Origin of the sequence: Mycobacterium sp. NPDC050441 (assembly GCF_040655355.1) — a bacterium.
Taxonomy (GTDB): Bacteria; Actinomycetota; Actinomycetes; order Mycobacteriales; family Mycobacteriaceae; genus Mycobacterium.
The window spans coordinates 331,304-354,351 of sequence record NZ_JBFAJS010000007.1; the positions used below are offsets into that span (position 1 = coordinate 331,304).

Consider the following 23,048-nt stretch of genomic DNA (forward strand, 5'->3'; position numbering starts at 1 on the left):
CGGCGCACCACCCCGTGATGTCGGCGTTACGCCTGATCGTTCTGCTCGAAGGAGTCCGCAGAGCCCTTCAAGCCGTCCGAGTAGTAGTCGAGCAGATCGGTCTTGACGACCACGGAGCCGTCGACCCAATCCTTTTGCGCCAGATAACCTCCGCCGCCTTTCGCGAACCCGTCACCCATCTTGTCGTCACCCCACGCGACACCTTCGGCCGCCAGATTCGACTGCAGGGACGACAGCACGTTCTTCATCCTCACGCTGACATCATTGAGGTTCCTCGAAGTCGCCCGCAGGTCAGACGGTCCGACACCCAACTCCTCGGCCATCGATTCAGCTCCTCACGGTGGGGAAAGCGGATTCGTCCCGGTCGTCGTGCTCCGGCGCGTGCGCTTGGGCGGCCGCATCTTCGCGGCCGAATACTGCGTCGGTGAGGTCTCGTAGATCGGGCGCACCGTCGACGATGTCCGACAGTGACGGCAACATCTTGCGGCGTTCGCTGATCGGGACCATCAGCGCGGCCGCCCGCTGCGCTACGACCTGCGCCGCGGACTGCGCGGCCGCCGTGACATGGCCCCCGAGCTCCTCCAGTTCGTACTCATCAAGGTACGACTCGTCGATCACGGTCTCGATCACATGACCTCGCGCGTTGACCGTCACCTCGACCAAACCAGCGGCCGCGTCAGCGGTCGCGGTGAGCTGCTCTTGCTCCCGCTGCACCGCGGCGATATCGGCCATCTGCTCGGAGACCAAGGCCAGCACCTCGGTCATCTGATGCCGGAGGGCATCGTTGCTCATTCGGGCAAGTCTTCCAGATTCACACAGGCGCTGCCACGCCCTTAGCCGAATTCAATTACGGCCGACCATATTTGAGCGCCCGAACAATTACGCTTGCGAAATTGCCATCCTCGCAATGCCACTCACACCGTAATTTGCCACCGGCGCGTAGATAACCGAGATCAACTCGACAATCCGTGCCGCTCGCCGATAGCTCCCATACCCTTGGCCGATCCAAGCCTTCTTTGCCTCGGACATGAAACAGGTCGGTCAGCGGTACTGGGGTCCACCACGCAGTCGGGGAAACTTCTCCGCAACCGCCGCGGCAAGTTCCAGATAGGCCTGGAGGGTGGACGGGTCCAGCAGGTCGAAGTCGACGTCGGCGCCCTCGGCCAGGTGCGGATCGAACGGGATCATGTGCACCGAGCGGCATCGGGCTTCGAAGTGTTCGTAGACCTTGTCCAGCTTGAGCTTGGCCGAGCCGGGGCGGGACGCACTGAGCACCACATGGGCTTCGCGGACCAACGCCGAGTGTCCGTGCTGCATGAGCCAATCCAACGTTGCCGACGCACTGCGCGCCGCGTCGATCGCCGGCGAGCTGACCAGCACGATCGCATGCGCCAGATCGAGCACGCCCGCCATGGCCGAATGCATGATGCCGGTGCCGCAGTCGGTGAGGATGATGTTGTAGTAGCGACGCAGGATGCTGACGGTGCGTCGGTAGTCGGATTCGCCGAACACTTCCGAAACTGCGGGTTCCTGCTCGCTGGCCAGGACTTCCAGCCGGCTGCCCGCCATCCGGGTGTGGCTGCGCACGTCGGCGTAGCGCTCGATGTTGGGATCCGACAGCAGATCGCGCACCGTGGACTCGCTCGACACATCCCGCACCCGTTCGGCGAGCGTTCCGCGGTCCGGGTTGGCGTCCACCGCGATCACCCGGTCGTGGCGCATCATCGACAGCGCGGAACCCAATCCCAAGGTGGTGGTGGTCTTTCCGACGCCGCCCTTGATCGACAGCACGGCGATCCGGAAGTCGCCGGCGATCGGCTGACGGATCTGGGCCAGGAGGTCTTCGTGCTCCCGCTCTTTGCGCGATTCACCAGGGCTGACCCGTCCGGCACTCGCGAGGTGTACGGCACGGCGCCATCCGGAATGCGGTGCGGTGCGGGAACGGTTGAGGATCCCGGCGTCATCGAGCGACGGCGGTGGCGGCGAGTACTGCGGTGGCTGGACCGCGCCCGGCGGCTGTGGCAGCAGCGGAGGCAGCGGCGGCATGAAACCCGGCGGTGGCAGCGGCAATGGCGGCAGCGGCAGCGGCGGTGGCGGCACCGGCGGCCTCGCGGCCTCCGGCGGCAGTACATGTCTTGCCGCCTCCGGCAGTGCATGTCTTGCCGCCTCCGGCAGCGGCGGAATGGGTACCCGCGGTTCCGGTCGCTCAGGCACCGGGCGCTGCTGCGCGGCAGGCTCAGGTTGCGGCTCGGGGCTGCGCGGCTCGTCGAGGTCGAACCGCTCAGCGAATTCCCTGGATCCGATCGAGCTGTGCATCTGCCACGGCGGCGGGGCCAGCCTCCGGACCGGCGCAGCGGCCGGCGGCTCAGGAGCCGGCTCGGGATCGGGAGCCGGCTTCGTGAAGGCATCGGTCACGTCATCGGCGGGCGACGTGGCGGTATGGATCTGCCGGGCCGATCGTTGCGCCGCAATCTGTTCCAGCAACGCGGCGGCCCGGGCCTCCACCTCGTCCAATTCACCAGGAGCCATGTCGTCGAGCGATGTGGGCTCGCCGATCGGCCGATTCTCGTCCGGCATCTTTCCCCTCACTCACCTGGTCCGTCGCCGGGCAGCAGCCACCGCTACCGCCGCCACCATCAACGCAAGACACGCCGCGGTGACGGTGAAGACGATCCTGCGGGCCCGCACATTACCCGGATCAGGTTGCGGTGGCCCGCTGATCGGTGAAGAGGCAGCGACATCGCGACCGGCGGCCGCAGGCGGGAGCTGGTAGGTCAGTGCCGCGACTGGGTCCACGACTCCATAACCCGTGGCCTGGTTGGGTCCATTCCCGGGGGTGCGGGCGGTGCGTTCGACGAGATCCTTGACCTCGCCGGCGGTCAGGCCGGGATACCGCGACCGGATCAGCGCCACCACGCCCGAGACGAACGGCGCCGCGAAGCTCGTGCCGTTCAGCGGAGCGAGCCCCTGCTGGCCGAGCTGTCCATTGCTCAGTCCGGGGCCGCCCGGGTCCAACGAGGTGACCCGCTCACCGGGGGCAGCCACCGCCACCCACGGCCCGTGCAGGCTGAAGTCAGCCGGGGTGGCCGATGTCGTCACCGCGCCGACCGTCAGGACATAGTCGGCGAACCAGGCCGGGCTGGCGATCGTGCTGACGCTGTTCCACCCGTTGTGCAGCGGCTGGTTCGGATCGTTCATGTTGTTCTGCGCGTTGCACATGCTCTGGCTGTTGAAATTGCCCGCCGCGGCCACCACCACGACATTGCGTTCGTAGGCGTAGCGCACCGCCCGCCCGAGTTCACGGTCGTCGAGTCCGGCCGAAACGGGTGCGCAGGCCACCTCGGACAGGTTGATCACCGTGGCACCGAGATCCACCGCCCGGGTGATCGCGAGCGCCAGGGTGTGCGTGTTGCCGTAGCCGATCGACGTCGCATTGGGATCGTCGTTCTGGCTGCTGCTCGTGCCTGCGACGCTGTAGGCGCCGCTGTTCTGGCGGATGGACAGGATCGAGGCCTCGGGGGCAACCCCGGCGAAACTGTCCCCGTCGGCGGGCGTCGCGGCGATGATCCCGGCGACCAGGGTGCCGTGCGCATCGCAGTCGACCAGGCCGTCGCCGCTCGACACATAGTCGCCGCCGGGCTCGAGCGCGGGAAGCCGCGGATGACGGTTGACGCCCGTGTCGATCACCGCCACCTTCTGTCCGGCACCGCGGGAAAAGCGCCAGGCCCTGCGGTATTCGAGCATCGCCTCGGCGCTGGTCTGTTTGGTGAAGTCGGTGCCCGGCAGCACGCCGGTGGGGATACCGCAGATCGCCTTCAGTTCGGTGGGCTGCGCCGGTGCGACGGGCCCGCTCGGCGGCGGACCGGGTTCGACGACGGGCGGTGTCACGGCACCGGCCGGGGGTGCTCCGAAGCCGGCCAGCGCCACCGTCAGAACGACGGTCACGACCGCCGCGCACCGTCGGGTGCTCACTACCGGCCCAGCCGTTCGTACAGTCCGAGCGGCCACAGCGCCAGCGGTATCACCGCCGCCACGGCCACGTACTCGAGGTACACCATGGCCGCGCGCAGCCTACGGCTGTCACGGACAGCCACGCGGCCCACGCCGCCAACAGCCACCGCGGCGAGTACGACGACCCCGGTGAGTTGCAATAGCCATACCCCGGACTGGGCCTGCACGCAGGTGATCAGCACGAGCCCAAGGGCGGGCACCGCAAGCGCAACGCGCTCCGGCCAGGTGGCCGCCCGGCGGGCATGCAACGCCAACACCGCGGCGCAGATCAGAGCGAAAGCAAATGCCGCCCAACCTGTCTCGACCCGCATCAGCGCGGTCGCGGCGATCAGGGCCACCGCTGCCGCACCCGCCAGCAGGCCCGAGCGGGTCAGCACGGCTGAATGCACCCTGGCCCACACCTGCTCGGCGCTGGGCATCGGGGTGCCCGACGGGGCCTGTCCTGCCGACGTCGTGAATGGGTCGTCGGTATGCGATGTGTCGGCCGAGGACACCGGGTACTGGTCGAGCCGTGCCGTCAGCCCCGGCACGGCCAGACACCCGAATACCGCAACCACCGCGACGACCGTGGCCACCACCGCGACGGGCGCGCCCAACGCGCGGCTCGCGAACGCCACCGTCCCGAAACCCAGCACGACCGCCGCCGTGACGTACGACCAGTGGCCCGCACCGATCACGCGGTAGCAGATCGCGGTGAGCCCCAACAACACTGCGCATCCGCAGGCCAGGCCGATCGCCCCGCGCGGCGCGGCCAGCACCCAGCCTGCCGCGGTGCCGATGGCGATCACCGGTGGCCCCACCGCTGCGGCAATGTCGGCCCGCGTCAGCGTCCGGCGCACGAGTGCGCCGCCGACGACCAGCGCCGCGATCGTCAGCGCCGCCGCGCCCATGATCACCGACCGGTACGCCGACAACGCGGGTGCCAGCAGAAGCACCACCCACACCGCCGAGCACAGCCACAACCCGGTGAAGGCCATCGTCGCCGCCGCGGTGGCACTCCAGGCCGCATATGAGGCGCGGTTCAGCCGGGCGGCCGCATCCACCACATCGTCGTACAGAGTGGGCGGGGACAACGCCCGGCGGGCCGAGAGATGCAGCAGCTCACCGTTTTCCACACCGGCGGCCCGCAGGGTCAGATCAGGCTCGAGCACGCCGGTCCCACCGGCACGGCTGAGCACCCAGAACGTCCGTCGCTCGTCGCGGTCGGCCAGGTCGTCGTTGCGTTCGGCGTCGCGGGACTTGATCAACCGGGCCAACTCCGGCAGGAACGCCGCCACCGGGACATCGGCCGGCAGCGCGACATCGAGTTGGGTGCGGCCGCCCACCACCGACACCCGGATCGCCTCGGGCGCCGCGGACACCACGTGGACCTCGCGAAGCTCCTCGACCCCGGTCACAGGTCGGGCATCCGGGACAGTTGGACCACGCCGCTACGGGTGGTCCGGGAAACCAGCATGCCGCGGCCGGGAGGCATCGCGGTGGCCTTGTATCCGCCGAACAGCCCGCCCTCGTCTCTGCTACCGCTCATCACCAAACCGTTGCAGGACAGGTCCTTCAGACGCCCGATGATCGGATCCATCATCGCCCGCCCGGCACCGCCGCTGCGCCGGGCGACCACGACGCGCAGACCGATGTCACGGGCCTGCGGCAGATACTCCACCAGCGGGCCGAGCGGATGGCTCAGCGATCCGCCGGGGATCAGGTCGTAGTCGTCGATCATCACGAACAGATCCGGCCCCGACCACCAGGAGCGTTCCTTGAGTTGCTGCTGGGTGATGTCGTTGGGCGGCAGGCGATCTTTGAGCGCACCGGCGAGTGCGGTCATCAGATCGTTGCAGGACTGCGGGGCCGTGGCATAGCCGCCGAGGTATTCGTCGGGGACGACGCCCAGCATCGAGCGACGGAAGTCGACCAGGATGATCTTGGCCTCCACCGGGCCGGCGTTCTCCATCACGCCCGCCGCGATGTTGCGCAGCAGACCGGTCTTCCCGCATTCGGTGTCGGCAAAGGCCACCAGGTGTGGCTGGGAATCGAAGTCGAGAACGACGGGGGCCAGTTCTTCTTCGTTGATCCCGATCGCAATTCGGGCCTTGCTCAGCTGCCCGGTATCGCGGGCCGCCCGTACGACGTCGTCGCGGTTCACGTCGTGCGGCAGCATCCGCACCTTCGGCGCCTCGCGGTCCTGGTAGCGCGCGCGCACCGCCTCGACGGCGCCGGCCACTCCGGCGGGCAGATCCTCGACCGCCGAGCTGGAGTCGAGTCGGGGCAACCCCATCAGGATGTGCAGCCGCTCGGAGTTGATACCGCGTCCGGGCCGCCCGATCGGCACCAGCTCAGCGGACCGCCGCGCCACCTCGCTGTCGATCGGGTCGCCCAGACGGAGCTCGACCCGGGTGCCGAGCATGTCCTTGACCGCAGGCCGGATCTCCATCCAGCGCGACGCCGTGATCGCCAGGTGCACGCCGTACGACAGGCCCTGGATGGCCAGCGATTGGATCACCGCATCGAGTGTCTCGAAATCACTCTTGATCGACGCCCACCCGTCGACCACCAGCACGACGTCGCCGAACTTGTCCTGGCTCAACGGATCTTGCGCGGCCTCGGCCGGCGGCAGAGCGGCCAGCCGCGCCTTACGCTGACGGAAATCCCGCATGGATTCGATCCCGAGTTCACGGAACAGTTGCTCGCGGGACCGCAGCACCCCGGCCACCTCGGCCACGGTGCGCCGAATCGCGTCGGCGTCCATCCGGCCGGCCACCCCGCCGACGTGCGGCAACTTCGCCAGACTGCTCAGGGTGCCGCCGCCGAAGTCCAGGCAGTAGAACTGCAACTGCTCGGGACTGTGGGTAGCGGCCGCCGACAGCATCAGCGTGCGCAGTGCCGTGGACTTGCCCGACTGCGGCCCGCCGACCACAGCGACATTGCCCTGGGCGCCGGACAGGTCCACCATGAGCACGTCGCGACGCTGATCGTAGGGCCGGTCCACCACGCCCATCGGCATCCACAACCGGCCGTTGACGTTCGCCGGCGCCGACCAATCTGATTCCGGCAGCAGCTCGTTCACCGCGGGGCTGTCGTCGAGCGGCGGCAGCCACACCTCGTGTGCGGGCCTGCCGTGGCCGCGCAACCGGCTGACCACCATGTCGAGCAACGTCGTCTTGGTGGGGCCGGAACTCGCCCGCTCGGGCTCCGACTCCGGCATCTCGTGCGGCAACGGCATTCTCGCGGCCACCGGATCCTTCTTGACCGGCGTCGCGGTGAACAGCTTCGGCGCCAGCGCGCCCAAGTGCGTCACCCGCCCGGTGCGCGCCGATACCCGCGGCTTGACGTAGTCCCCCGAGACGTAGCACGCGTTGAACCGGATGGGTTCGGACGCATCGCATTTCAGGAACGCCGAACCGGGCACGCTGGGTAGGTGGTACGCGTCGGGCACGCCGAGCACGCTGCGCGATTCACCGGCCGAGAACGTCTTGAGACCGATCCGGTAGGACAGGTGCGAGTCCAGGCCGCGCAGCTTGCCCTCCTCCAGGCGCTGCGATGCCAGCAGCAGGTGCATGTGCAGGGACCGGCCCAGCCGGCCGATCATCACGAACAGCTCGGCGAAATCCGGTTTCTGGGACAGCAGCTCGGAGAACTCGTCGACCACGATGAACAGTGCGGGCAGTGGGTCGAGGTCGGCACCCGCGGCCCGGGCGCGCTCGTATTCGGTGACGTTAGGGAAGTTTCCGGCGGAGCGCAGCAGTTCCTGGCGGCGGTTCATCTCACCGGCCAGGGCATCGCGCATGCGGTCCACCATGGTCAGTTCGTCTTCGAGGTTGGTGATGATGGCCGCGATATGGGCGATCCCGTCCAGGCCGAGGAACGTCGCCCCGCCCTTGAAGTCGACCAGCACCAGGTTGAGCTGCTCGGGCGAGTGCGACGTGATCATCGAAAGCACCAGGGTGCGAAGAAATTCCGACTTTCCCGATCCGGTGGCGCCGATACACAACCCGTGCGGGCCCATCCCGCCCTCGGCGGCCTCCTTGATGTCGAGTTCGATGGGCTGACCGTTCGGGGTGATACCGATCGGCACGCGCAGCCGCTCGCGCGGGGACCGCTGCCGCCACACCTGTTCGGGCACGATCCCGGCGGCGTCGGGAATCTTCAGTAGCGACATCAGACCGGGATCGACCGCCCGCGAATCGGCTTCCAGGCTGACGATGTGCGCGGCGTTGGCCGGGCGGTAACGCCCGATCCGCCGGGCCGTGGTCTCGGCTTCGGGGATCGTGATGGTGTCCGGGGTGGCGAATCGTTCGACGCCCACCGCGGTGCGCGCGGCCACGTCATCGCCCTCGACCACCAGCTGCAGGCTGCGGCGGGCCGAGGCGCCGGCGCGCAGGCCGTTGAGGTCGAGCAGCGTCACACTGTCCAACCCGGCATCGGTGATCAACTGCTCGTCACCGGTGACGAATCCGTCGTCGAGCACGACCACGAGTTGTTTGAGTCCCTGGGTCGGCTGCGAGTTGCGGGTGAACCGGCCGCGTTCGGCCAGCTCCGCCGAGAGCGCGGTCTCCATCAGCTCCAGCGTGGGGAACAGCAGCCGCATCGAACCCATGCCGTCGCGGGTCGACGCATGCTGCGCGTGCGGCAGCCATTTGACCCAGCTCCAGTTCTCCCCGTCCGGGTTGGCCGTGACGATCGCCACCTGCACATGGTCGGGTCCGTGAAAGGCGCACAGTTCCAACACCATCGAGCGCACCAACTGCCGCGCGAGGGTGCGTTCGCCTTCGAAGGTGATGGTGGGAAACGCCCGCAGCGACACCGCGGTCGGCAGCGCGTGCACCACGGAATGGGTCTTGACGAACCGGCGCAGCGCCACGGTCGACACCGGTTCCAGGTCCTCGGGCGGGCCGGTCTCGGGGGCCATCAATCGGGTCGCCAACCGGTGGGTCCCGATACCGACCCGGATATGGCAGTAATCCGCGTCGCTGGGCCGCCGCTCCCACATCCGTCGGGTGCCCACCACATCGGTCAACGCGCGCGGATCGGGGTGACTCCACTCCAGCGCCGTACGTTGTTCGGCCCCGGTGGTATCTGCCTCCTCGCGAAGATTCGCCAGATAACTGAAGTAGTCCTTGCGTTCCTCGTTGAGCTCGGCGGCGGCTTTGCCATTGCCCTTCCCGCCGCCCATGAACATGCCGACCATCGACATGATCATCATCATCGGGAAGAGCAGGAACATCGGGCTTCTGGCCATGTCCCGGCCGCCGACCGTGATCATCAGCGCGATCATGCCGATGACCGCGACCAGCATCACGAACGGCATGAGGCGCATCATCAGGTTGCCCGGGATGGCCCGCGGAACCTCTGGCGGTGGGGCCAGGCTGACCTCGCCACCGGGCATCCTCGGCGGCGCCACCCGAAGTCGGCGGACGAATCCCTGCGTACTCAACCTGCCCTCCCCGGAAGCTGCGGAGCCGGATGCTGGGTATTGTTCGTGTCGAGCAATCCCATTGCGCAGGAGGCCGACTGGATTGTGACCCTACTTGAGTCGGATCTCGAATCCGAAGCTGAACCCGAACTCAGCCGACTGACGCTGGTAGTCGGCGGGCTGAACATCGACGTCGGGCTGCCTGCACACGTCAGCATCGCCCAGTACATTCCCGATGTCATCGATATCGCGAATGAACAGATCTCAGCGAATGACGCGATCATCGAGTTCGACGCCGCCGACGGCCAGTGGACCCTGGCCCCGCTGGGTGGCGCACCGATCGCCCCGCATCTGTCACTCGGTGAGGCAGGGATCCACGACGGCGATCTGTTGATGATCTGCGCGGCGGGCCAGCCGGTCAGTCCACTGCTGTTCGACGACGTCGACGACACCCAGGACGTCGCGCTGGGGACCGTACGTCGCTGGTTCGCCGGCAACGCGACCGCGTTGGCCGGTTTCGGCGTCACCGCGGCCGCCGCCGTCACGCTGGCTTCGGTGCTGTCGCATTGGGCGGGCCGACCCGCGGTGCCCGCGGCGGTACTGGCCCTCGGCGTGATGGGGATGCTGTCGGCCTGCCTGGCCGCGCACCGGTCGGCGGTCACCTCGGCGCCGGCGTGGACCACCGCGGTGTCGGTGCCGCTGGTGTTCGCGGGCGCGCTGTTCGTGGTACCCGACGGTTCCGGCGCCACCTCCCTGCCGATGGCCTTCGCCCTCACCGCGTTCGGCGCCCTGCTGGTGCTCCTGGTTTCGGGAACCGGATCCGCCGTGTACACCGCGATCATCGCGGCGTGCGTTTTCGGCGGCGTCAGTTCTGCCGCAATGTTGCTGTGCCAGCCACCCATCCGCACGGTGGGTGCTTTGCTCGCGACCGTGGCCGTTATCGTCGTCTACCTCGCACCGCGGGTGACGATCGCCTTGTCGAAACTGCCGATCCCCCGCGTCCCGACGGCGGGCGAACCGCTCGATGACATCGAGACCCAGGGCGGTCCCACCGTCGAGGGCGTCAACGCGATCGGCAAGCAGATCATCCCCACCGAGGAGGATCTGATCAGCCGGGTTCGGCGGGCCAACCAGCACCTCACCGGAATCCTGGTCGCCGCAGCGCTGGCCGCCGTGCTGGGCTGCTATCTGGCGGTGGATGTCAGCAATGGATTCTACTGGCAGGGAACGGTTTTCGCCTTCATGGTGGCGACTGTGCTGTGTCTGCGCGGCCGCGGCCATCATGACCTGGTGCAGTCGGCGACGCTCATCGGCAGCGGGTTGACGATCGCCGTCGCCGTGGTCCTCAAGACCGCGGTGAACGTCGAGGGGTGGCAGGTCCGCGCGGTGGTCGTGCTGCTCGCGCTGATGGTGCTGATCCTGGCGTGCGGTCTGGCCGCACCGTTGCGCGAGTTCTCCCCGGTGATGCGGCGTCAGGTCGAGATACTCGAATACATCGCGGTCGGATCGCTTTTCCCGCTGTGTTTCTGGATCATCCGGGTCTACGCGTTCTTCCGCGAGATGCGCCTGTAGGACGGCTGGTCAGCCGGCTGATACCTTCGCGCTGTCCGGGTCTGCCGCCATGCCGTCGTGCGCGACGAGCGCCGCCTCCTGAGACAGTTCCGGCCCGGGCGGTAACAGCGACACCACCGGCCACGGCGCCCACTGCGGGGCATTGGTGGGGCCGTCGGGAACCTTGACCCCGCCGACGCCGAGCGCCTCGGCCGTCGGCAAATCCTTGATGTGGTAACGCACTCCGGTGTCGGAGACGTAGAACAGCTGTCCCGTCGAGCGGCTGTCCGGGTCGTTGCCGGTGGCCTGCACATACTCCCCGGCCCCCGGGGTCAGATACACCGAGTCCACCGCGGGCCCGCTGCCGTCGGCACTGGCCAGCCGGACCGTCTGCGCTCCCTCGGCGGTGGGCAGCCGGTGCCCGACCAGCAGCCGCACCTCGGCCTGGGCGTCGGCGTTGGACCGCTGCCAGCCCATGCATGCCACCCGGTCGGGATTGGGCGACACGATCCGGGGAGACACCAGCGGGTAGTGGTCGATCGGCAATCGGTGAACGGTCGGCACCTCGGCCAGCGTCGCCGGGGAGATCTCGGCGGCCTGCCCGGTGGCCACCTCGCCGGACGCGCCGTACCGGATGATGTCGGCCGTGGCCTGCGAAACCGGCTGCAGACCTTCGCGCAACACGACGTAGAGCTGTTCGCCGCGGGAGTCGACGGACTCGACGATGGCGCCGACGGGATGGTCGGGCCCGAGCGGGCCCGGCTCCCCCGAGCCTTGGATCTGAACCGGGGTGATCGGATCGACCAGGGGGAAGGTGTTGAGCAGCGACAACGACATCGGCCGGGTGGCGGCACCTTGGAGGTGAAGCCCGTTGACCAGAACCGGATCTGACACGTCGATCGGGGCCCGCACGCCGCGGTAGACCAGGTAGGTGGTGCCGCCGGTTTCGGTCAGGATCGCCTCGGCGGGATCGACCAGGCGGATTGCGTCATCGAGCACCGGATCGTTGGCCAGCACAGTGGTCTGCAGGCTGGGCGCGCCGGTGGTCTCGGTGACGGCCGGGGTCAGCAGGTTGTCGCAGACGGTCCACGACGACGTCGCCATGTCGTCGCCGTGGTTGATGCTCGCGGGCGCACCGACGATGCCGACCATGGGGCCGCGCGGTACGGCGTCGAGAAATTTGTCGTCGACCTGCTTGGGGCTGTCGTTCTTGCCGACGATCAGGCGGGCCGACGCCAGATTCAGTACCGGATGGATCTGGTCGCCGATCCGCACGAACGGCGCACCGCTGGACTTGCTCAGCACGATCTGCGCGTCGCCGAGACTGGGTGCGGGCTTGAAGAACGCCATCACGGCCGCCGCCCCGGTGATCAGGACAGCGATCACCGCTCCCACGATCAGTGCCCGGGTCTGGCCCCGCATCGGATCGTGGATCATCCGCGAATCGCCCCGGATGAGTGCGTGCTCGAGCCGGCGGATCAGGAAACGGTAGCCGTTCACCTGGGCGCGAGTGGTAACTTGCGCTGGCATGCGTAGGGTATAGCACGTCCGCACCACCTCGACATGAAGCCGAGCGACAACTATTTGAAATGCGATGCGTCCATTGGCTTTCGCAGCAAAGCTGACCACCGCCGGTGATACCGGCCCGCAGCGGGTCGTCCCCCTGGTCGACCTGATCGCGCTGCAAATATTCGTCGTCGTCGGCATCGTCGTCGCGCTGGGGCTGGACCGGCCCGGCTGGCAGGGTGCGGTCGCGGGTTTGGTGATCGCGTTGCTGCTCGTCGCCCCGATAGCCAGGGGCACGACAGCGCCTCGGGCGCTGGCGCTGCGCGGGAGGTTTCTGCGCAACCGACGACGGCGCACCGGTAAGGCCACAGGTAAGACGACGCCGAGTTCCCTGCCTGTCGACCCGTTCGACGTTCCGACACCCGACGGTCTGCAGATCGGTTTCCGTTGGAACGGCACAACTTTGCTGTCACTGCTCAAGATCGACGAAAACCCCAGGGCTCTGACGGTTTTGGAGCCAGGGGTCACCGTTTCCGGCGAGATGGTCCCGGTGCAGGCCCTGCTGGACTGCCTACGCCAGTTCGACATCACACTGGAATCCATCGACATCATCAGCCAGGGCGCCCGCTCGGCCGGCCACACCGATGTCGCCGCGGTCTATGACTCCGTGCTGGGGCCGCTGCCCGCGATCGCGCAGCGCACCGTGTGGATTGCCGTGCGGTTCAACCCGTCACGCTGCGCAGAGGCGGTCCGGCGCCGTGGTGGCGACCGCGACGGCATCCTGCGGGCCGCCACCACCGCGACCCGGCGCGTCGCCAATCGCCTGGCCGAGGCGGGCCTGCAGCCCCAGTTCCTCTCCGCGAGCGGCATCGCGGCTGCGACCAACCAGCTCAGCGACGGGGTCAGTCTCGGCACGGTCGAGGAAACCTGGGAGGACTGCCGCGAAGGCCAGTTCCGCCTGTCCAGCTTCGCCGTGCAGCCGAACATGCTGACCACCGCGGGCCTGGGACTGTTGTGGACGGTGCCCAGCTACTCCACCACGGTATGTCTGTCGCTTCGTGAGGCCCCCAATCACGGCACCGAAGAGGACGTGGTCCAGGTGCGCGGACTGGTCCGCTTCGACAGTGACGTCCGCGTCCCCACCCAGCTGCGCGGTCTCACGCCGCTGCACGGCCAGCAGTTCTCGGCGCTGGCCGCCACCCTGCCGATTCCGGCTGTTCCCGGGGCGGGCCAGATCGAGCACTGGGCGTCCGGCCTTCGTGCCGACGCGCTGAGTGAGCTGGCGCTGCCCGCCTCGGGCTGCGGTCAGGTGATCGGCGCAGACCAGGAGGGGCGAGCGGTGGCGCTGCCGCTGTTCGGTCCGCAGATCCGCCGGGTGGAGATCGTGGGCACCCTGCACCTGGCCCAGCAGGTGGTGCTGCGCTCGCTGGCGCTGGGCGCCCGGGTGCTGGTGCACAGCCGGCGACCGGCCTTCTGGCGCGACATGGTCGAGGTGGTCGGGCGCCATGACCTGCTGTGGGTTGCCGACTTCAACCGGCGCGCCATCCAGGCCGGTGCGGAGCGCAACTACACCGTCGAGGTGTTCGACGGTGTGCCGGAGCAGTCGGTGCGGATCGGGGTCACCGCCATGGTCGTCGCCCCGCCGAACACCCGGGCATCCGATCAGGCCGACGTGGTGCTCGACCTGATCTCGCTGGAACACGACACCGTCAGAGTCAGCACCCAGGCCGGCTCGGCGGTGGTCACGATGGTCGCCACCGACGACGAGATGCGTTATCTGAGAGCATCCGCGAACAGCATCGACTGATGTGAAGGAGTGATCGTGGTCAATCCGCTTCCCCGCAACCTGTCCATCCTGGTGGTGGTGCTGGGTCTGGCCGGCTACTGCGTGAGCTTCGGACCGGCGACCGCCGGTGGCGGCAACGACTGGCACGTCCGGTTCGCCGTCCTGGCCGGCCTGACCGCCGCTATCGGACTGCTGCCCAAGCAGACTGGCCGCCCATGGCTTGCCGCTATCCTGGCCGCTGCGGGTTTCCTCGACGCACTGTCCAGCGTCGTGACCGATCAGTCGGGGTGGGTGCTGACCACGATCGTGATACTCAACGGATTACAGGTGGCGGCGGCCGCCGCGGTCCTGTGGCTGACACCGGAGCCGGCGGCGGCCACTGTCACCGGCGGGTACGAGGCCTATCTCGACTACTACAACCAGGCCGTGCAGCAGTACTACCAGCAGAGCGCTGTGGCACAACCGGATTCGGGGCAGCGCAGCGCCTACGGCCAGGCTTATGGCCAGTCCCATGCCCAGGCACCGGCTACCGGCGCGGGGGCCGCGCGAGCCACACAGCAGGCACCTCAGTACGGCGATTACGCCGATCTGCTGTCGCCGCAACAGGATTACGATCGGACCACCGCCGCGGCGCCGGCCCAGCCCACCGGGTCCGTCGCCCCACCGGGGCGCGCCGGAGCCGGACCGGCCCAGTCACCCGTCCCGCATGTGCCGCAACGCGCCGACGAATCAGCGCGGCCGGGTCAACCGATGTAGCAGCCAGGCGAAGGGCACCGTGACCACCAAGGTCACGATGAACAACACGGTCGCCGAACCGGTGTACACGTTCCAGCCCAATACGAACTCCATGACCAGGTCCATGGCGACCACGTGCAGCAGGAAGATCTCGTAGGAGATCTCGCCCAACCACACCATGGGCCGGCTGCCCATCACCCGCGCGTAGAGTCCGTCGCCGTCCAGCGCCAGTGGGGCCACCACCAGCGTGGCGATCAGCACGTAGAACATGGTCTTGGCCACGTCCTCGACCAAACCGAGGGTCAGTGCCGTGGTGGTACCCGCGATCGGGGTCGAGACCACCAGGTAACAGGCCAGCGCCAGGGGCAACGCCGCCAGCGCGTAACAGCGCACGCCCATCGTCGCCAGTACCGCCAGCATCATCCCCCCGACGAACCAGACCAGGTAGTGCGGCAGCCACGCCCCACCGCCCACCGGCAGCCAGTGGGTGTTGTGCAGCAGCACCAGCCAGAGCGGGCTGATCGCGGCCACGCCGGCCAACCCGACCAACAGCAGCACCGGCCGAAAACGCCTGCGACACAACACCACCAGCAACAGATAGGCCAGCAGCGGCAACACCGCGTAGAACGCAACCTCGACCGCCAGGCTCCACATCTGGCTCAATCCCTGGTGCAGGTAGGCCGCGAAGTAGTTGTCGCTGTAGATCTGGGTCAGCGTCAGATTGCGCAACAGGCCGGTCCAGGTGTGCCCGGGATTCGGTTGCACGGGCCGGAGTTCGTAGATGCCGTAGACGAGCAGGACGGTGACGACGTAGGCGGGCATGATGCGGCGGACCCGATTTCGCGCATAGCGCCGGGTGCTCGGCGCATCGGCGGCTGTGGCGGCGGCCTGCACCCAGGGACGGAACAGCAGCAGCCCCGAGAGCACGAAGAAGATCGCCACGCCGACCTCGAGCCGTGCGCTCATCAGGCCCAGGTATCCCTGCGAGAGCAGACCGGTGCCGTACGCCGCGTGGGTTCCCATGACGGTCAGCGCAGCCACCGCGCGCACCCCGGTGAGCGCGGCGACGCGATCCGCATGCGAGACCTGCTCGAGCCCGCCCTGATCGTCGTCGGCCGCTGACGTCATTGGTCGGCCCGCCTCCGTCGTCATTTGGCCATTCTGCTGCGCGCACGCCCATTCGCGTTGTTGCATCGCGGTGTGGGTGAAGAGGTCAGGAATACCGAGTTCAGCCGCGCGCACCGGCAGGAGTACCGGCGCAAGGTGCAGCTGTGCCTGGACGTGTTCGAGACCATGCTGGCTCAGTCGAGTTTCGAGTTCGAGCGTCCGCTCACCGGCATGGAGATCGAATGCAACCTCGTCGACAACGATTATCAGCCCGCGATGACAAACCAGGAGGTGCTCGCCTCCATCGCTGATCCGGCCTATCAAACGGAATTGGGCGCCTACAACATCGAATTCAACGTCCCTCCACGCCCGCTCCCCGGCCGAGCCGCGCTGGAGCTTGAGGAGGAGGTGCGGCTCAGCCTCAATGCCGCCGAGATCAAGGCCAACGAGGACGGCGCACACATCGTGATGGTGGGGATTTTGCCCACCCTGATGCCCGAGCACCTTTCGGGCCCGTGGATGAGCGAGTCGACCCGGTATCAGGCGCTCAACGACTCGATCTTCACCGCCCGCGGCGAGGACATGCCCATCGACATCTCCGGACCGGAACGGCTCAGCCTGCAGTCGGCGTCGATCGCGCCGGAGTCCGCCTGCACGAGCATGCAGCTGCACCTGCAGGTGTCCCCGGCCGATTTCGCCCGCAACTGGAACGCCGCCCAGGTGCTGGCCGGGCCGCAGCTCGCGGTGGGCGCCAACTCGCCGTATTTCTTCGGCCACCAACTATGGGCCGAGACCCGCATCGAGCTGTTCACCCAGTCCACCGACACCCGTCCCGACGAGCTCAAGGCCCAGGGCGTGCGGCCCCGGGTCTGGTTCGGCGAGCGGTGGATCACCTCGATCTTCGACCTGTTCGAAGAGAACGTGCGGTACTTCCCGTCACTGCTGCCCGAGCTGTCCGATGAGGACCCGGTGGCCGAGCTCGCGGCGGGCCGGGCACCGCAACTGGCCGAGCTGCGGCTGCACAACGGGACCATCTACCGGTGGAATCGCCCGGTCTACGACGTGGTGGACGGTGTCCCCCATCTGCGCGTCGAGAACCGCGTACTGCCCGCCGGCCCGAGCGTCGTGGACATGCTGGCCAATGCGGCGTTCTATTACGGCCTGCTGCGGACGCTGTCGGAGGAGGACCGGCCGCTGTGGACCAAGATGAGCTTCGCCGCGGCCCACCACAACTTCGTCGAGGGCGCCCAGCACGGTCTGGACGCGCGGCTCTACTGGCCCGGTCTGGGCGAGGTGACACCGGACGAGTTGGTGCTGCGCAGGCTGCTGCCGATGGCGCACGACGGGTTGCGCCGCTGGGGTGTGGCCGGGGAAGTGTGCGACCGCTATCTGGGGGTCATCGAAGGCCGGGCGAAGACCGGCCGGACCGGGTCGACGTGGCAGGTCGCGACGGTCCACGGCCTGCAGTCGCAGGGATTGACCAGGCCCGAGGCGCTGGCCGAGATGCTGCGGCGGTATGTGCAGCGGATGCACAGCAATGAGCCTGTCCATACGTGGGATTGAGACGCGTACGTTGGAGGAATGACATCTGGACAGGTCTTGGACTGGGATGGCGCGTACAAGGGGGAAGCAGGTTTCGAGGGTCAGCCGCCGTGGAATATCGGTGAGCCACAACCCGAGCTTGCGGCGCTGCACCGGGCCGGAAAGTTCGAGAGCGATGTACTCGATGCGGGCTGCGGGCATGCCGAGTTGTCACTGGCACTGGCGTCCGACGGCTACACCGTCGTCGGGCTGGATCTGAGCCCGACAGCGATCGCCGCGGCCAACAATGCCGCGCAGGTGCGCGGGCTGTCGACGGCCAGTTTCGCCCAGGCCGACATCACCTCGTTCACGGGCTACGACGGCCGCTTCAACACCGTCGTGGATTCGACCCTGTTCCACTCCCTGCCGGTGGAAGGCCGTGACGGATACCTGCAGGCGGTTCGCCGGGCCTCCGCACCGGGGGCGAGCCTCTACATTCTGGTGTTCGCCAAGGGCGCGTTCCCCGCCGAGTTGGAGACCAAGCCCAACGAGGTCTCCGAAGACGAGTTGCGGGCGACCGTGTCGAAGTACTGGGAGGTCGACGACATCCGGCCGGCCTTCATCCATGCCAATGCCATGGCGGTACCCGCGGATGTTCCCTTCGAGATGCCGCCGCATGACCGGGACGAGAAGGGCCGCATCAAGTTCCCGGCGTTCCTGCTGACCGCGCACAAGGCAGGCTGAGGTAAGCCGCCGCGTCAGAACGGTGGTTGCCACACGGGTGCCGAATCGATTTGGCACCCGTCACGCGTGTCCGTATCCTGGTTGGATTCCTCGTAGCCACCGGAGAAGGGACCCGAGTGACGACGCCGATCACGCTCGCACAAGACGCGGAACCGTTCTCCCCGGAGGCGATCGATGCCCAGGTGTCATCCGTGGCCGCCGGTCTCAGGACTCGGATCTCCGAGCGCCTGGCGAATATCACGCTCCCGGTTGATGATCCATCGACGGTCATCGAGGCCCTCTCCGGAGGGAAGCACCTGCGCGCCCGAACCCTTTTCCTCATAGCGCACTCATTTGGCAGGCCAGATCCACGATTCGCCGCGGATGCCGCCGTCGCCCTCGAGCTGCTGCATACCGCTTCACTCGTCCATGACGACATCATCGATGGGTCTCAATTTCGCCGGGGGCTGCCATCGCTGCACTCCGCCGCGGACGAGGCCACCGCGATCCTCATCGCAGATCTGCTCATCGCCGTCTCGTTCGAAACCGTGGCAGCCCTAGGCGAGCGCGCCGTCACCCCCCTCGCCCGCGCCTTCGGACAGCTCTGCAGGGGCCAACTTCTCGAACCAACGCTCGGATGGGGTGACGACGCTCGGCCCGAAATCGAGGACTACGCGACGCTCAAGACCGGCGCCCTCTTCGGAGCGGCCTTCGAGCTAGGTGCCATGGCAGCTTCGTACGACCCGGCGTTCCAGGATCGTTTCCGGGAGTCGGGCGAGCGGCTCGGCCTCGCATTTCAGCTCACCGACGACCTTCTTGACGTCAGGGACGACGCCCTGAACCTCGGCAAAGATCACGGGGCCGATCTCCGCAACGGAGTTCCGACAGTGCCTCTGTGGAGCGCGTATCGGCGCCTCGTCGATCTGGGCGAAACACGTTCCGCCTCAGACCCATTGCTGCAAAACATCCTGGCCGACGAAGCAGGTTCGGATCGCACACTGCAATACACGACGAGGCGAATCGGCACTCTGGTCGAGGAGTCCCGGACGTTGCTGCCCCCGGCGAAGCGACCCCGGACACTCGACCTCGCGGTGAACACAGTCCTGGCCAATCTTGACCAGTTCTCGACCACGGATTGCGAGTCGGAAGCTCCGTGAAACCCCGCCGCATCACCATCAAGGACGTCGCCAATGAAGCCGGCGTCTCGATCGCCACGGCGTCAGAGTCGCTGAATGGCAAGGGACGCGTCGCCGCGGCTACCCGTCAGAACGTGATCGATGTCGCAAATCGACTGGGGTACACGGCAAATCGAATCGCCAAGAGCCTGAATGCGGGTAGGACCGGCTCGCTCGTGCTGACCGTCTCCCCCATGGCTGTAGGGTCTTCGACCACCGATCTGCAGCCCGAATGGGACATCGAGTACTACTTCAGGGTCCTCAACGGGGCCAGCGCTGAGGCCTTCAAGCGCGGGTTCCTCCTGTCCATGCTCCCGTCCCATCTGTCCTCGGAGGCGTACCTCTCCGCAGCCGACGGCCTCATCGTCGTTGACCCGAGCGATGACGATGAATTGCTCGCACAAGTCGCCCGCACCGGCTTGGCCTGTGCCACCATCGGCCGGAACTCTGGTGAGTTCAGCTGGGTGGACAACGACTTCTCCACCGGCACGACAACGGCTCTGGCCCATCTGAACGCGGTACGCAGTTCGCGAACGGCGCTGTTCCTCAGCGAGACGAGTTCCTCCTATGTGCGAGACGAGCTCTCCGCGTATCTCGATTGGTGCTCGACCGTCTCGCTGGACCCGATCATCATCCGCTCTCCCGGCCCGCGGGTGGATGAGGCCGAGCCGGTGATCCGGGCCGCGCTCGCCTCTCCAGATCGCCGTTTCGACGCGGTGCTGGCCACTCTCGACACCCTGGCATTCGCCACCGAGCGCAGCGCGCACATGCTGGGGCTGGCCGTCCCCGACGATCTTCAGGTCGTCAGCCTCACGGACAGTCGCTACCTCGACTACGGCCTGCAGAAGCCCATCACCGCGCTCGATCTGCACCCCGTTCGGCTGGGCGAGGTCGCAGTCGAACTGCTGGTTGAGGCACTCGACGGGGAGAGCGGCCGCCGCCGCGAACTCGTGAACACATCGCTGACCGTTCGAGAATCGACGCTCGCGGACTGAGTCGACGGGCTTCTCACACCGTCTCCGGGCTGGCGCTGTAGTTTCGCAACGGGTCGCAGCCTGGCTCTGGCTCTGGGTCGCGGTCCGTTTCTTCGTCGGCCGACTCGTCACGCTCGAAGATCACGATCGTCTGCCCCGTCGAGGCCGCGTGCAGCCTCCTTCGATGCACCCAGTTCTCCACCACCACGCCGAGTAGTCCGACCGCCAGAGCCCCGATGATGGTCGACCAGTCGCTGGCCCAGCCACCGCCGGTCTCCCGCGGCCACGCCACGTTCACGATCTGAAACACCAGCCACACAAGCGCAATCCACCCGATCACGCGTCCCGCACGCCCCAGGAACAGGCCGGGCTCTTCGCTCCACTGGCCGCGAACGCGCGCGATGGCCAGGGCGAGGATCGGAAAGAGGAACGAGATGAAGAAGCCCACCGAGGAGAAGGAGATCAGGGCCATCTGAATGCCCTCGCTCTGGAACGGGATGAAGAGCAGCACCGCGATGATCGCAGTGACGACCACCGCCTTCCGCGGTAGCCCGGTGGCTCCGGAAAGGCTGGTGAGCGTACGGGCGTACGGCAGCTCGCCATTGCGCGCTGTCGCCCAGACGATTCGAGAGACCGTGATCTGAATGGTCATGAGGCTGGCGGCGAAGGCGACGACGAAAAGGGCGAGGATGCCGCGGAATACCGGCTCGGGAAGTGCGGCAGCCATGATGGCGACGGCCGGATCTGCGGCGGTCTCGGGGTTTCGCAGGAAGTCCTCGCTCGGCACCGCGAGGGTGAACGCGAGCGTGCTGAACACCACGATGCTCATGATGGCAAAGAACGAGACCACCATCGCGCGGGGCACGGCCCGCTTCGGGCCCTTGACTTCCTCGGCGATCGAACTTGCGCTCTCGAAACCGATCGCGAAGTAACTCGAGAACGCGATGGCCATCACGAGCGGAGCCGCGAAAAGCACTCCGTTGTGGTCGGGTAGTGCCGTCGGTGAGATGTACTCGAGGCTCTGGTGACGCTCGAACAACAGCAGCCAGATCGCAACCCCGACGGACCCCACCGCCTCGGCGACGATCACTGCCACCACGAGAATCTTGATGAACACTCGCCCAGCGAGATTCACCAGCGTGCTGAACGCGAGTATCGCGACCGCCAACCACGTGACGAGCCCGTGATCGACCCCTGAAAGCCCGAAGATGGGCGGCATCAGCACCGCCCCGGCGTAGGCGACCGCGGGAAGCGTGATCAGTAGCGTCCATATATAGGTCCACGAGGCGAACCAACCGTAACGAGATCCCAGGAGCCGCCGGGACCACTGATAGATACCGCCCGAATCCGCCCACTTCGAAGCAAGCACGCCCAGCGTGAGCACCACGACGAATTGGCCGGCATAGAGGATGAGGCCGCCCCAGATGAAGGCAGGGCCTGACGTAGCCAGTCCGACACCCAGGACGCTATAGACCGCGACGATGGGCGAAACGAATGCGAACGCGACAGACAGAGCGGAAAACGTGGTGAATTCTCTCTTCATCACCATCGGCGCCTCGGCCATGGGGCTCCCTTGATTCACAGGTGAAGGCATGTAACGGCGCTCACACTACGGTCGCCGAAACGTTTTAGCAACTCAAGTTAGAATGCTGGTGAGCGAGTGATTGTTGATCAAAACGATTCGGGATCCGCCGGTTCCCGCCGACCCTCAGACTTACTGGAGAACATCATGACGTCGCCGAACACACTGCGCCTCACTGTGATTCAGGAAGCACCCAGGCCACGGGATCTCGAAGCCAACATTTCCCGGGTCGCAGAGGGCATTGCTGCTGCGCGCGGAACAGACCTGGTCGTCTTCCCTGAGCTCTTCCTTTCGGGGTATCAGACGACCGCTCTCGACGAGATCGCATTGCAGCTTGGCGATCCGAGGATCACCGGGCTGGCGGATGCTTGTCGTTCCTCAGGAACAGCCCTGCTGACGGGATTCGTCGAACGCGCCCCGGGTGGCTGTTTCGATGCCTATCTGGCCATCGACCGAGACGGCACCATCGAGAAGCCCATTCGCAAAACACACCTGTTCGGGACCGAACGCGAGGCATTCCTCAGCGGCGATGTGCTCGAACCGGTCACCCTCTGCGACACCAGGATTGGCGTCCTGAACTGCTTCGAGCTCGAGTTCCCCGAGGTATCCCGGACACTCGTCCTCCGCGGGGCCACCCTGCTCGTGGCAGGGTCGGCCAACATGCACCCCTACGAGCGCGATCATGTCATCGCCAGCACTTCTCGCGCGCTGGAGAACCGCGTCCCGCTGGCATACGCGAACCGGGTCGGAAGCGAGTCAGGGCACAGCTTCTGCGGATCGAGCCGGATCATCGACCGGGACGGCTCCGTGCTCGCCGCGCTCGACTCCGTTGAGACCGGCAGCGTAACTGCCGAGGTGGAGGTCGGTTTGCGCAGCGACGGCGTGATCGACATGCTCGGTCAGCGCCGCCCCGAACTGTACGAATCGTAGGAGCCGGCGGCGCACATGCGTGTGCGGGCCCGGGCCT

At 67.2% G+C, this 23,048-nt stretch carries 16 protein-coding genes and 1 pseudogene; 8 read left to right on the forward strand and 9 right to left on the reverse strand.

What is annotated here, in order from left to right; all coding sequences use genetic code 11:
* Positions 1 to 26 precede the first annotated feature (26 nt).
* The 6 genes and pseudogenes from AB0I14_RS22365 to eccCa all read right to left on the reverse strand — a co-directional run bounded on the left by AB0I14_RS22365 (position 27) and on the right by eccCa (position 9,442).
* Positions 27 to 323, reverse strand: coding sequence for a hypothetical protein (locus AB0I14_RS22365; RefSeq protein ID WP_358026046.1), 297 nt, complete (start codon positions 321 to 323; stop codon positions 27 to 29).
* A 4-nt stretch (positions 324 to 327) separates the two neighbouring features.
* Entirely contained in the window at positions 328 to 792 is a 465-nt protein-coding gene (locus AB0I14_RS22370; protein ID WP_358026048.1) for a YbaB/EbfC family nucleoid-associated protein, read from the reverse strand.
* A gap of 249 nt (positions 793 to 1,041) precedes the next feature.
* A pseudogene (locus AB0I14_RS22375) lies at positions 1,042 to 2,538 on the reverse strand (AAA family ATPase); the annotation flags it as partial.
* 51 nt (positions 2,539 to 2,589) lie between these two features.
* Positions 2,590 to 3,945 carry a type VII secretion-associated serine protease mycosin gene (gene mycP, locus AB0I14_RS22380; protein WP_358026050.1) on the reverse strand — a complete coding sequence of 452 codons (1,356 nt, stop codon included), beginning with the start codon at positions 3,943 to 3,945 and terminating at the stop codon, positions 2,590 to 2,592.
* Between the two features lie 26 nt (positions 3,946 to 3,971).
* Positions 3,972 to 5,408 (reverse strand): type VII secretion integral membrane protein EccD, encoded by a 1,437-nt coding sequence (gene eccD, locus AB0I14_RS22385; protein WP_358026052.1) that lies wholly within the window; start codon positions 5,406 to 5,408, stop codon positions 3,972 to 3,974.
* Positions 5,405 to 9,442, reverse strand: a complete 4,038-nt coding sequence (gene eccCa / locus AB0I14_RS22390) for a type VII secretion protein EccCa (protein WP_358026054.1) — start codon at positions 9,440 to 9,442, stop codon at positions 5,405 to 5,407. The genes eccD (AB0I14_RS22385) and eccCa overlap by 4 nt, the downstream gene beginning before the upstream one ends.
* Positions 9,443 to 9,487: 45 nt before the next feature.
* Between eccCa and eccD (AB0I14_RS22395) the strand changes: the two genes are divergently transcribed.
* Positions 9,488 to 10,993 carry a type VII secretion integral membrane protein EccD gene (gene eccD / locus AB0I14_RS22395; RefSeq protein ID WP_358026056.1) on the forward strand — a complete coding sequence of 502 codons (1,506 nt, stop codon included), beginning with the start codon at positions 9,488 to 9,490 and terminating at the stop codon, positions 10,991 to 10,993.
* Positions 10,994 to 11,002: 9 nt separating this feature from the next.
* Here the strand turns inward: eccD (AB0I14_RS22395) and eccB are convergent, their stop codons facing one another.
* A complete protein-coding gene (eccB, locus tag AB0I14_RS22400; RefSeq protein WP_358026058.1) occupies positions 11,003 to 12,502 on the reverse strand; it encodes a type VII secretion protein EccB in 1,500 nt (499 codons plus the stop codon).
* A 64-nt stretch (positions 12,503 to 12,566) separates the two neighbouring features.
* Between eccB and eccE the strand changes: the two genes are divergently transcribed.
* Positions 12,567 to 14,285, forward strand: a complete 1,719-nt coding sequence (gene eccE, locus AB0I14_RS22405; protein ID WP_358026060.1) for a type VII secretion protein EccE — start codon at positions 12,567 to 12,569, stop codon at positions 14,283 to 14,285.
* A gap of 15 nt (positions 14,286 to 14,300) precedes the next feature.
* The gene (locus AB0I14_RS22410) at positions 14,301 to 15,020 is read left to right on the forward strand and encodes a DUF5336 domain-containing protein (RefSeq protein ID WP_358026062.1); all 720 of its coding nucleotides are present in this window, start codon (positions 14,301 to 14,303) and stop codon (positions 15,018 to 15,020) included.
* Here the strand turns inward: AB0I14_RS22410 and AB0I14_RS22415 are convergent.
* Positions 14,994 to 16,127, reverse strand: coding sequence for an acyltransferase (locus tag AB0I14_RS22415; RefSeq protein ID WP_358026410.1), 1,134 nt, complete (start codon positions 16,125 to 16,127; stop codon positions 14,994 to 14,996). The genes AB0I14_RS22410 and AB0I14_RS22415 overlap by 27 nt on opposite strands.
* A 72-nt stretch (positions 16,128 to 16,199) precedes the next feature.
* Here AB0I14_RS22415 and AB0I14_RS22420 point away from each other — a divergent pair, with 72 nt between their 5' ends.
* The 4 genes from AB0I14_RS22420 (at position 16,200) to AB0I14_RS22435 (ending at position 20,520) form a co-directional block, all read left to right on the forward strand.
* Positions 16,200 to 17,669, forward strand: coding sequence for a glutamate--cysteine ligase (locus AB0I14_RS22420; protein ID WP_358026064.1), 1,470 nt, complete (start codon positions 16,200 to 16,202; stop codon positions 17,667 to 17,669).
* Positions 17,670 to 17,687: 18 nt separating this feature from the next.
* A complete protein-coding gene (locus AB0I14_RS22425) occupies positions 17,688 to 18,371 on the forward strand; it encodes a class I SAM-dependent methyltransferase (protein ID WP_358026066.1) in 684 nt (227 codons plus the stop codon).
* A gap of 116 nt (positions 18,372 to 18,487) precedes the next feature.
* Positions 18,488 to 19,507: a polyprenyl synthetase family protein gene (locus AB0I14_RS22430; protein ID WP_358026068.1), complete on the forward strand. Its 1,020-nt coding sequence runs from the start codon at positions 18,488 to 18,490 to the stop codon at positions 19,505 to 19,507.
* Entirely contained in the window at positions 19,504 to 20,520 is a 1,017-nt protein-coding gene (locus AB0I14_RS22435) for a LacI family DNA-binding transcriptional regulator (RefSeq protein WP_358026070.1), read from the forward strand. The genes AB0I14_RS22430 and AB0I14_RS22435 overlap by 4 nt, the downstream gene beginning before the upstream one ends.
* 13 nt (positions 20,521 to 20,533) lie before the next feature.
* Here the strand turns inward: AB0I14_RS22435 and AB0I14_RS22440 are convergent, their stop codons facing one another.
* Positions 20,534 to 22,063, reverse strand: a complete 1,530-nt coding sequence (locus AB0I14_RS22440; RefSeq protein ID WP_358026072.1) for an amino acid permease — start codon at positions 22,061 to 22,063, stop codon at positions 20,534 to 20,536.
* Between the two features lie 165 nt (positions 22,064 to 22,228).
* Between AB0I14_RS22440 and AB0I14_RS22445 the strand changes: the two genes are divergently transcribed.
* Positions 22,229 to 23,011: a nitrilase-related carbon-nitrogen hydrolase gene (locus AB0I14_RS22445; protein ID WP_358026074.1), complete on the forward strand. Its 783-nt coding sequence runs from the start codon at positions 22,229 to 22,231 to the stop codon at positions 23,009 to 23,011.
* Positions 23,012 to 23,048 lie beyond the last annotated feature (37 nt).